This window comes from Polaribacter sp. Hel1_33_96 (assembly GCF_002846595.1).
Taxonomy (GTDB): domain Bacteria; phylum Bacteroidota; class Bacteroidia; order Flavobacteriales; family Flavobacteriaceae; genus Polaribacter.
This window is the reverse complement of sequence record NZ_PJMV01000001.1, coordinates 574,404-587,833: the sequence shown is the minus strand read 5'-3', so window position 1 is coordinate 587,833 and position 13,430 is coordinate 574,404. Positions and strand designations below refer to the sequence as shown.

16 protein-coding genes are annotated in these 13,430 nt (G+C 30.8%); all 16 read right to left on the bottom strand.

What is annotated here, in order from left to right:
- Positions 1-65: 65 nt before the first annotated feature.
- The 16 genes from ATE90_RS02690 to rplO all read right to left on the bottom strand — a co-directional run bounded on the left by ATE90_RS02690 (position 66) and on the right by rplO (position 13,421).
- Entirely contained in the window at positions 66-980 is a 915-nt protein-coding gene (locus ATE90_RS02690) for a dimethylarginine dimethylaminohydrolase family protein (RefSeq protein ID WP_036783657.1), read from the bottom strand.
- A 78-nt stretch (positions 981-1,058) separates the two neighbouring features.
- A complete protein-coding gene (locus ATE90_RS02685) occupies positions 1,059-2,345 on the bottom strand; it encodes a citrate synthase (RefSeq protein ID WP_091954867.1) in 1,287 nt (428 codons plus the stop codon).
- Positions 2,346-2,520: 175 nt separating this feature from the next.
- A complete protein-coding gene (gene eno, locus ATE90_RS02680) occupies positions 2,521-3,807 on the bottom strand; it encodes a phosphopyruvate hydratase (RefSeq protein WP_036783654.1) in 1,287 nt (428 codons plus the stop codon).
- A 278-nt stretch (positions 3,808-4,085) separates the two neighbouring features.
- Positions 4,086-5,198 (bottom strand): glutamine-hydrolyzing carbamoyl-phosphate synthase small subunit, encoded by a 1,113-nt coding sequence (gene carA / locus ATE90_RS02675; RefSeq protein ID WP_036783652.1) that lies wholly within the window; start codon positions 5,196-5,198, stop codon positions 4,086-4,088.
- An 88-nt stretch (positions 5,199-5,286) separates the two neighbouring features.
- On the bottom strand, positions 5,287-5,997 hold the full coding sequence (locus ATE90_RS02670) for a hypothetical protein (protein WP_036783650.1): 711 nt from the start codon (positions 5,995-5,997) through the stop codon (positions 5,287-5,289).
- 61 nt (positions 5,998-6,058) lie between these two features.
- The gene (locus ATE90_RS02665) at positions 6,059-6,823 is read right to left on the bottom strand and encodes a hypothetical protein (RefSeq protein ID WP_143741096.1); all 765 of its coding nucleotides are present in this window, start codon (positions 6,821-6,823) and stop codon (positions 6,059-6,061) included.
- A gap of 61 nt (positions 6,824-6,884) precedes the next feature.
- Positions 6,885-7,580: a hypothetical protein gene (locus ATE90_RS02660; RefSeq protein ID WP_036783646.1), complete on the bottom strand. Its 696-nt coding sequence runs from the start codon at positions 7,578-7,580 to the stop codon at positions 6,885-6,887.
- 569 nt (positions 7,581-8,149) lie between these two features.
- Complete coding sequence (gene rplQ, locus ATE90_RS02655) at positions 8,150-8,623, bottom strand: 50S ribosomal protein L17 (RefSeq protein WP_036783644.1); 474 nt, start codon at positions 8,621-8,623, stop codon at positions 8,150-8,152.
- Between the two features lie 60 nt (positions 8,624-8,683).
- The gene (locus tag ATE90_RS02650) at positions 8,684-9,676 is read right to left on the bottom strand and encodes a DNA-directed RNA polymerase subunit alpha (RefSeq protein ID WP_036783642.1); all 993 of its coding nucleotides are present in this window, start codon (positions 9,674-9,676) and stop codon (positions 8,684-8,686) included.
- A 96-nt stretch (positions 9,677-9,772) separates the two neighbouring features.
- Complete coding sequence (gene rpsD, locus ATE90_RS02645; protein WP_036783640.1) at positions 9,773-10,378, bottom strand: 30S ribosomal protein S4; 606 nt, start codon at positions 10,376-10,378, stop codon at positions 9,773-9,775.
- An 80-nt stretch (positions 10,379-10,458) separates the two neighbouring features.
- Complete coding sequence (rpsK, locus tag ATE90_RS02640; RefSeq protein WP_036783638.1) at positions 10,459-10,842, bottom strand: 30S ribosomal protein S11; 384 nt, start codon at positions 10,840-10,842, stop codon at positions 10,459-10,461.
- A gap of 78 nt (positions 10,843-10,920) precedes the next feature.
- On the bottom strand, positions 10,921-11,286 hold the full coding sequence (gene rpsM, locus ATE90_RS02635; protein ID WP_036783636.1) for a 30S ribosomal protein S13: 366 nt from the start codon (positions 11,284-11,286) through the stop codon (positions 10,921-10,923).
- On the bottom strand, positions 11,286-11,402 hold the full coding sequence (gene ykgO, locus ATE90_RS02630; protein ID WP_004568720.1) for a type B 50S ribosomal protein L36: 117 nt from the start codon (positions 11,400-11,402) through the stop codon (positions 11,286-11,288). Before ykgO ends, rpsM begins: the two co-directional genes overlap by 1 nt.
- A 16-nt stretch (positions 11,403-11,418) precedes the next feature.
- A complete protein-coding gene (gene infA, locus ATE90_RS02625; RefSeq protein WP_004568721.1) occupies positions 11,419-11,634 on the bottom strand; it encodes a translation initiation factor IF-1 in 216 nt (71 codons plus the stop codon).
- A gap of 1 nt (position 11,635) precedes the next feature.
- Positions 11,636-12,958, bottom strand: a complete 1,323-nt coding sequence (gene secY / locus ATE90_RS02620; protein ID WP_036783633.1) for a preprotein translocase subunit SecY — start codon at positions 12,956-12,958, stop codon at positions 11,636-11,638.
- A 13-nt stretch (positions 12,959-12,971) separates the two neighbouring features.
- Positions 12,972-13,421 carry a 50S ribosomal protein L15 gene (gene rplO, locus ATE90_RS02615; RefSeq protein WP_036783631.1) on the bottom strand — a complete coding sequence of 150 codons (450 nt, stop codon included), beginning with the start codon at positions 13,419-13,421 and terminating at the stop codon, positions 12,972-12,974.
- Between the last annotated feature and the right edge of the window lie 9 nt (positions 13,422-13,430).

Here is a 13,430-nt window from a genome sequence, read left to right as displayed (position 1 = left end):
CCATTATCTTTTAAACGAAAAAAAAAAGAAAGCTGTAAAATTACAGCTTTCTTTTTTTTTGAATATCAATCTCTGACCAAAGGTAATGTAGAACACCTTAATAAGCCTTCTTGTTTTGCAATTTCTGCGTACGGAACTTCTTCGACTATAAAACCTTTTTCTCTTAACCAGGTATTTAACCTAGTAAAATTTTGTTCAGAAATAATTACATCTTCAGAAATTGAAAACACGTTACTATTCATGTTGTACATTTCTTCTTTTGTAACCTCAAATACGTTTTCTACTCCAAAATAATTCAACAACCATCGATACTCACTTTCAATTAAAAATCCATTTTCATGCAAAATGGCTTTATCTTTTCCTATTGGTTGAAAACAACAATCCAAATGCAGTGCGTTTTCCTTGGGATCTGTATTCGATTTTCTTAAATCAAAAGACTTTACAATTTTATGAGGAAACAAATCTCTTAATGCATGCACTGCCTGCATATTTGTACGAGCTGTAATAAAATCTGAATAATCTACTCCTGAATAAGTGCCTACAAAAATATATTCATTCCAGGGCATAACATCCCCTCCTTCTACATGGCATTCTTCAGGTAAAACAATTACGTTATTAGGGTTTATTTGAGAAATAACATTATTTATCGCCTTGTATTCTCTTTCTCGATCTGGAAGAATGTTAGCTTCAATAAATTTGTCTTCAATAACGAAAGCGATATCTCTTGAAAAAATTTGATTATAATCTTCAATTACAATCGGTCTAAAAACTTGAACATCATATTTTTTAAAAACTTTAGCAACAGCTTCCATTTCTAAAATCATATCTTCTTCTTTTGGATAAGTTCCAGCTAAAACATGTTGTGCGCTTTTTGGATCATAACAATCCTCTACTTTTGGCACTGGCCCACTACTTTTGGCAATTCCTAAAATAACTGCTCTTAACCTTGAAGTTTCGTTCTTAATATTAAGTTGTAACATATCTATTTTTAAAAATCTATAAAAAAAGCCTCATAAATTATGAAGCTTTCAATTTTTTAGTAAAAATAACACTATTTTTTATCTTTCCTCTAATTTTACAAAAGGTCTTTCGTTTTCACCTATGTAAATTTGACGAGGTCGACCTATTGGTTCTTTTTTAAGACGCATTTCTTTCCATTGTGCAATCCAACCTGGTAAACGCCCTAATGCAAACATTACTGTAAACATTTCTACTGGAATATCCATCGCTCTGTATATAATTCCTGAATAAAAATCCACATTTGGATATAATTTTCTTTCAACGAAATAAGGATCATTTAGAGCTTCTTGCTCTAAACCTCTAGCAACTTCTAAAATAGGATCTTCTACGCCTAAACTATTTAAGACTTCATCTGCTGCTTCCTTTATTATTTTTGCTCTTGGATCAAAGTTTTTATAAACTCTATGACCAAAGCCCATTAATCGAAAAGGATCATTTTTATCTTTTGCTTTTGCCATGTATTTTTTAGTATCTCCACCATCAGCTTTAATAGCTTCTAACATTTCTAAAACGGCTTGGTTAGCACCACCATGCAATGGACCCCAAAGTGCAGATATTCCAGCGGAAAGTGAAGCAAATAAACCTGCATGAGAAGAGCCTACAATTCTTACCGTGGATGTAGAACAGTTTTGTTCATGATCTGCATGTAAAATAAGTAACTTGTCTAAAGCATTTCTAATAATTGGATTTATTTCAAAATCTTCATTTGGCTGTTTGAACATTAAATACATAATGTTCTCTACATAACCCAAAGATTTTTTCCCATAGTTTAAATGCAATCCTTTTTTCTTACGCATAGTCCACCCAACCAATACAGGAAACTTAGCCAAAATTCTAACGATTGCGTTATACATATCTTCTCTTGACTCAATATTTACTGAGGCAGGATTAAAAGCGGTTAAAGCACTTGTTAATGAGGACAAAACTCCCATTGGATGCGCTGTTTTTGGAAATGCTTCCAAAATTTTTCTAACGTCATCATCTACTAATGAATGTGACTTTATATCTGAATGAAACTTATCTAATTGTTCTTTATTTGGTAAATCTCCAAATATTAAAGCATAAGAAACTTCTAAAAAATCTGCTTTTTCTGCCAACTCTTCAATAGCGTAACCTCTATATCTTAAAACACCTTTTTCTCCATCTAAAAAAGTAATAGCACTTTCACAAGAACCTGTGTTTTTGAAACCTGGATCAATAGTTATCACTCCATTTGTTGCACTTCTTAACGTTTTAATATTAATAGCAACTTCATTCTCTGTTCCTTTTACAAGCGGGAATTCGTAAGAATTATTTCCTATTTGTAATTTAGCGATATCTGACATTATATTGATGATTTTTGTATATTATTTGCAGGCACAATATACCATATTTTCAATAGATTTATAGGCCATGCCCAATAGATTTTTAAAATCCTAAAATAACATTCACTTATATACTTATAACGCAAAAAAAGCTTCATAAAATTTATGAAGCTTTAATTTAAACAAATTGTATGATCTATATTTTAAATGCTTTTTCTTTTGGGAAATAAGCCGTTTCACCTAATTCTTCTTCAATACGCAGTAATTGATTGTATTTAGCCATTCTATCAGAACGAGAGGCTGAACCTGTTTTTATTTGTCCACAGTTTAAAGCAACTGCTAAATCTGCAATTGTATTGTCTTCTGTTTCACCAGATCTATGAGACATTACAGAGGTGTATCCTGCATTCTTAGCCATATTTACAGCAGAGATTGTTTCTGTTAAAGTTCCTATTTGGTTTACTTTAATTAAAATTGAATTTGCGATTCCATTTTCGATTCCTCTAGATAAACGTTCTACATTCGTTACAAATAAATCATCTCCAACTAATTGCACCTTATCTCCGATTATTTCAGTTAAATATTTCCAACCTTCCCAATCATTTTCATCCATTCCGTCTTCAATAGAGATAATAGGATACTTTGCCGATAATTCAGCTAAGTAATCGGCTTGCTCTTTACTAGATCGTATTTTACCAGTTTCTCCTTCGAATTTAGAATAATCGTATTTTCCGTCAACAAAAAATTCTGCTGCGGCACAATCTAAAGCTATTTTTATTTCATCACCAAAAACATAACCCGCATTTTTAACAGCTAAAGCAATTGTTTCAATAGCATCTTCAGTACCCTCTAAAGTTGGCGCAAAACCACCTTCGTCCCCAACTGCAGTAGATAAGTTTCTGTCGTGTAAAACTTTCTTTAAGTTATGAAAAATTTCTGAACCCATTTTCATAGCTTCAGAAAAAGTTGCTGCTTTTACCGGCATAACCATAAATTCTTGGAATGCAATAGGTGCATCTGAGTGAGATCCTCCATTTATGATATTCATCATTGGAACTGGTAATGTGTTTGCCGAAACCCCTCCTACATATCTGTATAATGGCATCCCTAACTCGTTAGCTGCAGCTTTAGCAACTGCTAAAGAGACACCTAAAATTGCGTTAGCTCCTAACTTAGATTTATTTGGAGTACCATCTAAATCCATCATTAATTCATCAATTGCATTTTGTTCAAAAACCGAAACTCCAAGTAATTCTTGAGCAATAATATTATTTACATTTCCTACGGCATTTAAAACACCTTTACCCATGTAATCGTTACCACCATCGCGCAGTTCAACTGCCTCATGCTCCCCTGTAGATGCTCCTGAAGGAACAGCTGCTCTACCTAGAATTCCATTTTCTGTTGTTACATCAACTTCCACTGTAGGATTTCCTCTCGAATCAAAAATTTGACGTGCATGAACGCTAATTATTATACTCATTATATTGTTATTTAAAAATTAATTTTTGTGTATTTTAATCATATGCTAAATTACGAAATGTCTAAATCATTTAATCACTTGTGAATGATTAATTACGAAAACGATTGCACAAAAAGAAGCTTAAATAAAAAACCCACTCAGAAAACTGAGTGGGAAAATTGCTATGAAAAAGAATGTGATTTTTACATCACAATTCAAATATAATTATTTTTATTCAAAAAAAAACATAAAAATCATAAAAATCAATAAACTGTCGATGAAATACAGAAAAGTTACGATTAAGCCTTTTTTGCTTGCTTTATATTAGATATGAATTCGTCAAATAAATACTCAGAATCATGAGGTCCAGGACTTGCTTCTGGGTGATATTGCACAGAAAAAGCATTCTTATCTTTTAAACGAATGCCTGCAACAGTATGATCATTTAAATGTACGTGGGTAATTTCTACATTTTCATTGGCTTCAGCTTCTTCTCTATTAATAGCAAAACCATGATTTTGAGAAGTAATTTCTCCTTTTCCCGTTAGCAAGTTTTTTACAGGGTGGTTAATTCCCCTATGACCATTATGCATTTTATAAGTAGAAATCCCATTTGCTAAAGCTATTACTTGATGCCCTAAACAAATTCCGAATAAAGGTAAATTTCTTTTAATAATTTCTTTAGCAACAGCCTGAGCTTCAAATAATGGTTCTGGATCTCCAGGACCATTTGAAATAAAATATCCATCAGGATTAAAAGCTGCTAATTCATCAAAAGAAGAATCAAAAGGAAACACTTTTATATAAGCCCCTCTTTTTACTAAATTCCTTAAAATATTGTTTTTAATACCAATATCTAAAGCCGAAATTTTAATGTCAGAATTTTCATCACCAACCAAATAAGGCTCTTTAGTAGAAACTTTAGATGCTAATTCTAAACCTTTCATGCTAGGAACTTTAGCTAACTGTTTCTTTAATATATCAATATTTTCTATATCCGTAGAAATAATAGCATTCATAGCTCCATTATCTCTAATATAGGCCACTAATGCCCTTGTATCTACATCTGAAATGGCAACTAAATTATGTTCTAAAAACCAATCTTTTAAATTTCCCTCAGAATTTACTCTTGAATGTGTAAAACTAAAATTTCTGCAAATTAAACCAGAAATTTTAATCCCATCCGATTCTACTTCTTCATTATTCACTCCATAATTACCAATATGAGCATTGGTCGCTACCATTAGCTGACCAAAATAAGAAGGATCTGTAAATATTTCTTGGTAACCTGTCATACCGGTATTAAAACAAATTTCTCCAGTAGATGTTCCCTCTATTCCAACAGATTTTCCATAAAAAATTGTTCCGTCTGCTAATAAAACTAAAGCCTTTTTACGTGTTTGATATTTCATTTATTCTGGTTATTTTTGATAATGTAAAAATATAAAAAAAGGGATAAACGTAAACGTTTATCCCTTTGAATTTATTAATAATTTCATACTATAAACTAATATTATAATCTAATATTTGTTTCACATCTTTTTCTTTTCGAAAAGATAAATTTTTAAGTTTAACATATTCCCTTATAGCATCGATCCTATCACTATCAATTAAAGTTAATACTTTCCTTTTTGTAAATCTAAACTTGATTAAGGATTCACCCTTTAGAACATAAAATGTATTTTTTCGGATAATTTTGTCATTAACTCTATTAATCATTGGATTTGGAGAACCTTCTACCGTATGAAGATAGAAACTTTTTAAAATAGAAAATTTGTCAGACTCAAAAAGAACTTCACAAATTGTTCTGCCCTTTTCTGAATAAATATTTTTGTAAACTTTATTATTCACAACTATTTTATCTATCCCATTCATGTTAAAAGTAAAAATAGAATCTTTACTTAACCTAGTTAGAAATAAATTTCTTTTAATATTTAAGTTAATATTTTTAAGAGAATATTTATAGTTGTCTTTTGTATAAACAACAGCTTTGTTCTCCCATTCATCAAAAAGATATTCTGTACCGTCGATTGCTCTTTTTGGATTGTAAAAATAACCTGACGTTCCATGATTTTGAATATTGGTAGAAGCCGCAGAAGTTAAATTAATCGAGGAATTTTGGGTAAATCCAGAATTCTCCTCTTGAGAATACCCCAGATAACCCGCTAAAATTATGATGATGTATGTAATATGTTTAAATGAATGTTTCACAGCTATGTTTTTATTATTTAAAATTAAAAAAGCAAATTAATAAAAAATATATTAAATAAAATTATAAATTATCACAATATTTTAAAATAACTTTAAGATCTTCAATACTCTTAAATGACAACCTATAATTTTTTATATATAATTTTAAATCTGCAATTTTGTTTTTCTCTACAAGGTACTTAATATTAGATTTTTTAAGTTTAAATGGTATTAGTTTATTTTTCTTTAATAAGTAATAATTACTTTTTTGTTTAATTTCACTGTCTGGTCTGTTTACCATAGGATTTTTAGATCTTTCAATAAAAGAAATAGAATATGCTTTTAATAGTGATATATTTTTACCATCGTAAACAATCTCATGCAACTTCGTTGAATAATTATTTGGTTCTTCAAAATATTTAAAAGACCTACCATTAATCAATACCTTAGTAAATGAATTTTTATTTAATATAAAGGTAGAGTCCTTATCTATTTTAGTCATAAATGCATCTTTTTCGATATGATAATTAATGTTATTGAATAAATATTTCTTTTTACCCAGTATAACTTCACCATTATTCTCCCATGTATCAAATAAATAAATAGAACCTTTAATGTTTCTTTTTTCCAAGTCTATATCATCAAATTGAGCCAACATACCCATCATTTTAGACCATTCTCCGGAATTACCCAATCCGTCTGCATAACTATTAGTGCCATTCAAATTTTCCGCAGGAGGCATTCCTCCAGACATTTCAAGAGCTTCTACAAAGGTTTGTGAAAAGGAACTTAATGAGAAAAGAAAAACTAAAGGAAGTAATAGTTTTTTAATTTTAATAGTTTTCATAGTTTTCATAGTTTTAATAGTTTTAATAGTTTTAATATTATGGTTAATTATTTAAATATTCTTATATGCTACCCGCATGTGTTAATATTCTTTTGATATCTTCTTCAATAAAATAAGATAATCTATTTCTTCTCACGTATTTTTTTAGATTCTCTAATTTAGATGAATGAAAAAGATTTAATACATTTTTTTTAGTGAGCTTAATTTTTGTAAACTCTTTGTCTTTATATATAAAATAAGAATATCTTTTTATTACTTTATCATTTGGCCTATTAATCATAGGATTGGCAGAAGCTTTAACATATTGAACATGAATACTTTTTAATAATGCAAATTTACTCGATTCATAAACCACTTGAAATATGTGTTTTTTTTCATTTAATATGTACTGCCTAAAAATTTTATTCTCAATAATAATCTTATCAACATTCTGTATATTAAAAGTATAAATAGAATCTACAGCTACTTTAGAAACAAATGAATTCATCTCTAGGTTTAAATTTATGTTTCTTAATAAATATGTGTAATTGTCTTTTGTATAAATCCTTGCATTATTTTCCCAATTATTAAAAAGATATACTGAACCCTCTACTTTTACTTTCGGATTATAAAAATAAGCCATGGAACCATATGAACTTTGTACTGCACTACCTGCTCTTAACACGGAAGAACCAGTATTATTAATAACCCCCTGATTATCTTGAGCATTTAATTGAAAAACACAAAAAAATAGAGTAATTAGAATAAAAATTTTCATAAGCTAATATATTATAATTAACCTAATACCTATCAAAAATAATGCCAATTAGAATAGGTCCGTTTATTAAAAAAAAAGTAGCTTTAAATTATAAGAACAAAAAAAAATAAGTGTTTTCCAAAAATTTAATAGTTGTTAAAAAGTATAATAAAAAAATAATAAGCTGATTTAAGCAGGAAATTGAGTCTATAAATTATTGCAGATAAGAAACAAAAAGGTTATTCAGAATACCTAAAAAAACACAAAGAAGAAAATATTATTTTTTAGTAATACAAAAAGACGTAACAATAAATGAAGTTACAAATTCTATTATCACCAATTTGATAAAAGGAATCAGCAAATTTTTAATTGGATAATTAACTTGCTTAAATAATAAATCTTAAAATAAGATATAGCATCTGCATTGATTCAAAAGGTTCATGGGTTACAAAAAATTTTAAATACTTAAAGAATAATTGGTCACAACTTAAGTATACATTATCACAAAGATGATCGTATTTAGGCCTAAAAAAAAAGGTTGAAGAAAATTTAATTTCTTCAACCTTATATTTAATGATACAAAATTTGAATTATTCTTCAGATTTTGTTTCTGTTACCGTTTCTTCTACTTGAGCAACATCAGCTTTTTTGCTTCTTCCTCTACGTGTAGATTTTTTAGCTTTTGTACCTTTAGGATTATAAATTTCGTTGTAATCAACTAATTCTACCATTGCCATTGGAGCATTATCTCCTTGACGATTTCCTAACTTGATGATTCGAATATAACCTCCTGGTCTGTCTGCAACTTTAACAGAAATTTCTTTAAACAATTCCGTTACAGCAAACTTATCACGCAGATAAGAGAATACAACTCGTCTATTGTGCGTTGTATCTACCTTAGATTTTGTAATTAATGGCTCAACAAATACTCTTAAAGCTTTCGCTTTTGCTACAGTAGTGTTAATACGCTTGTGCTCTATTAAGGAACAAGTCATATTTGCTAACATCGCTTTCCTGTGCGCTGTTTTTCTACCTAAATGATTGAATTTTTTTCCGTGTCTCATGACGTTTGTTTTATGCTTTCATCTTGCATCTACTCATTATGAGGAGCAAAATATGAAAGGTTAATCTCTATCTAATTTGTATTTTGTTAAATCCATTCCGAAGTTTAAACCTTTAACAATAACCAATTCTTCTAGCTCTGTTAATGACTTTTTACCAAAATTACGAAACTTCATTAAATCACTCTTATTAAAAGAAACTAAGTCTCCTAAAGTATCTACTTCTGCTGCTTTTAAACAATTTAAAGCCCTAACAGAAAGATCCATATCGATTAATCTAGTTTTTAACAATTGACGCATATGCAATGATTCCTCATCATACGTTTCGGTTTGTGCAATTTCATCTGCCTCTAAAGTGATACGCTCATCAGAGAATAACATAAAGTGGTGAATTAATATTTTTGCAGCCTCCGTTAAAGCATCTTTTGGATTGATTGACCCATCAGTATCTATATCGAAAATTAACTTCTCATAATCCGTTTTCTGCTCTACACGAAAATTTTCAATGGAATATTTCACATTCTTAATTGGCGTGTAAATAGAATCAGTAAAGATTGTCCCTATTGGCGCAGAAGCTTTTTTATTTTCCTCTGCAGGCACAAATCCTCTACCTTTTTCTATAGTAATCTCTGCATTTAATTTTACAGATTTATCCATATTACAGATAACCAAATCTGGATTCAATACTTGGAAGCCAGAGATAAATTTCTGCAAATCTCCAGCAGTAAATTGCTCTTGTCCAGAAACTGAAATTGAAACAGTTTCTCTATCAGTTTCATCTATTTGTTTCTTAAAACGAACTTGCTTCAAGTTTAATATAATTTCAGTAACATCTTCTACAATTCCAGGAACCGTAGAAAACTCGTGTTCTACACCATCTAATCTTAATGATGTAATTGCAAATCCTTCTAAAGAAGATAAAAGTACTCTTCTTAATGCATTTCCTACAGTTAAACCAAATCCTGGTTCTAAGGGTCTGAATTCAAATCTACCAGTAAAATCAGTAGATTCAATCATTATTACTTTATCGGGCTTTTGAAAATTTAAAATTGCCATATGTTTCTTCTTTTTAATTGCTAATTAGTTGCGCGGCATATAAGTCTGAAGAAATACAAACATACCCTTTGGCTAAATTGCAATATTATTAATTTATTACTTAGAATATAATTCAACGATTAATTGCTCTTTGATATTTTCTGGAATCTGTAATCTTTCTGGCACTTTTACAAAAGTTCCAGTTTTGGTATCTGTATTCCAAGTTAACCATTCAAATACATTGCTGTTAGACGCTAATGCATTCTCGATAGCTACTAAAGATTTAGATTTTTCTCTCACAGCAACAACATCACCTTCATTTAAACTATACGATGGAATATTAACAATTTCACCATTCACAGTAATGTGTCTATGAGATACTAATTGGCGTGCTCCACTTCTTGAGTTAGAAACACCCATTCTGTAAACAACGTTATCTAAACGAGATTCACATAATTGCAATAAGATTTCACCTGTAATACCTGAAGCAGATTGTGCTTTTTTAAACAAGTTACTGAATTGACGCTCTAATATACCATAGGTATATTTTGCTTTTTGCTTCTCCATTAATTGAGTAGCATATTCAGATTTTTTTCCTCTTCTTCTAGCATTACCATGCTGTCCTGGAGGGAAATTCCTTTTCTCGAAGTTTTTGTCTTCTCCAAAGATTGCCTCGCCAAATTTACGAGCAATTTTAGTTTTTGGTCCTGTATATCTTGCCATTTCTTTTTTGTTATAGATAGGGATTATGAATTAAGGCTAATCCTTCGATAATCTAATTCCTATCAAGTTAAAATATTTAATTATACTCTTCTTCTTTTCGGTGGACGACATCCATTGTGAGGCATTGGTGTAACATCAATAATTTCTGTTACTTCAATTCCTGTATTGTGGATAGACCTAATTGCAGATTCTCTACCATTACCCGGTCCTTTTACGTAAACTTTTACCTTACGTAAACCTGCTTCTTTCGCAACGTTTGCACAATCTTCTGCTGCCAACTGAGCCGCATATGGAGTATTCTTTTTAGAACCTCTAAAACCCATTTTTCCTGCAGATGACCAAGAGATCACATCGCCTTTTTTATTTGTTAAAGAAATAATGATATTATTAAAAGATGCCGTTACATGTGCCTCTCCAATAGCATCAATAATTACTTTACGTTTTTTTGAACTTGCTTTTGCCATAATTTTTCAGTTTTAGTAATTTAGTTTTCCAATTGTATAGCTCAAAGCCATAATTAGATCTTGATTACTTTATCTAACTTATTTTTTCTTGTTAGCTACAGTTTTTCTCTTACCTTTTCTTGTACGAGAGTTATTCTTAGTTCTTTGTCCTCTTAATGGAAGACCAAGTCTGTGACGAATTCCTCTTTGACAACCGATATCCATCAATCGCTTGATGTTTAACTGTACCTCAGAACGTAATTCTCCCTCTATTGTGAAAGATCCTACTTGTTCTCTAATTGCTGCGATTTGATCATCAGTCCAATCTTGAACCTTAACGCTCTCATCTACTTTTGCTTCTGCTAAAACTTGTTCAGCTCTGCTGCTTCCTATACCAAAGATGTAAGTTAAAGCGATAACTCCTCTTTTATTCTTTGGAATATCAATACCTGCTATTCTTGCCATTACCCTTGTCTTTGTTTAAATCTAGGATTTTGTTTATTAATTACGTATAATCTACCTTTTCTGCGCACTATTTTGCAGTCGGCACTTCTCTTTTTAACTGATGCTCTAACTTTCATCTGTTTCGTTTTGTTTTTAGTATCTGTAAGTAATTCTTGCTTTTGATAAATCGTATGGACTCATTTCTAATTTCACCTTATCTCCAGGCAATAATTTGATATAATGCATACGCATTTTACCAGAAATGTGAGCCGTAACAATATGTCCATTTTCTAATTCTACACGAAACATGGCATTTGATAATGCTTCTGTAATTGTTCCATCTTGTTGAATTGCTGATTGTTTAGCCATATTATTTATTCGATTTTCTATTGCTGTTTCCCGCCTTCATTAATCCGTCATAATGACGATTTAACAAATACGAATTAATCTGTTGCATTGTATCTATGGCAACACCCACCATAATAATTAATGATGTTCCTCCATAAAACATAGCCCAACTTTGTTGAACTCCAAACTGAACTACAATTGCTGGTAGAATAGATAATGCTGCTAGAAATAATGAACCTGGAAAGGTAATTCTAGACAAAACAGAATCTAATCTATCTGCTGTATCTTTTCCTGGTCTAATTCCTGGAATAAAACCACCACTCCTTTTTAAATCTTCTGCCATTTTATTCGTAGGAATAGTAATGGCTGTGTAGAAATAACTAAAAATAATAATTAAAAATGCAAATATAGCATTATATCCAAAACCATTAATATCCTGCAAACTTGCCATAAACGGAAATTTTTGAGCTAAAGCAACAGGTGCAAACATAATCGCTTGTGCAAAAATAATTGGCATTACACCAGCTGCATTCAATTTTAATGGTATATAATCTCTAGACCCTGCAACATTTTGTATGTTTCCTGCAACAGTTCTTCTGGCATATTGTACTGCGATTTTTCTTACGGCAGTTACTAATAGCACAGTTAATAAAATTACTACAAACCAAACAATAATTTCAATTAAAACCATCATAATACCTCCCGCTCCTGCATTTGTTGTTTTTGCAACAAATTCTTGCAGAAATGCTGCTGGAAAGTTAGCTATAATACCAACAGTAATTAATAATGAAATACCATTACCAACACCTTTGTCTGTAATACGCTCTCCTAACCACATTGCAAATATTGTTCCTGCCGTAAGAATTATGATCGATGAAATCCAAAAAGTTGGACCACTCACCAAAAAAGCTTCAGGACCTAAGCCAAACTGAGTTTTAATAGCAGTAATATACGTAGGCGCTTGCACTAACGTAATACCTATGGTTAACCATCTCGTAATTTGTGTAATTTTTTTACGTCCACTTTCTCCATCTTTCTGTAATTTCTGTAAATACGGAACCGCAATTCCCATTAACTGAACTACAATAGAAGCAGAAATATATGGCATTATACCGAGTGCCATTACTGACGCCCTAGCAAATGCTCCACCTGTAAATGCATTCAATAAACCTAAAAGACCCCCAGAAGTACTTTCTTTCAATGCCGTTAATTGTAATGGATCTATTCCCGGTAAAGGAACAGCAGCCATAAAACGATACACAGCAATTAAACCGATCGTAAGAAGAATCTTGTTTTTCAACTCTTCAATGCTAAAAATGTCTTTTAATCTATTAATAAAATTCATCATTTACGGGTTGTTATAAAGTAACAGCTTCACCTCCAGCAGCTTCAATAGCCGCTTTTGCTGTTGCTGTAAATTTATGTACAGTTATATTCAATTTAGCTTTTAATTCTCCACCACCTAATATTTTTACTAAGTCGTTTTTACCTGCCAATCTATTAGCAATTAAAATATCTAAATTAACTGTATCTGTTATTTTTCCACTATCAACTAAAGCTTGTAACTTATCTAAATTGATACCTTGATGCTCAATACGGTTTATATTTGTGAAACCAAATTTCGGCACACGTCTTTGCAGTGGCATTTGACCTCCTTCAAAACCGATTTTTCTAGAATAACCTGAACGAGATTTTTGACCATTGTGACCTTTTGTAGCGGTACCACCTTTTCCAGATCCTTCACCTCTTGCAATTCTTTTTCCTTTTTTAATGGAACCCTCTGCTGGTGTTAAATTATGTAAACTCATTTTTTATAA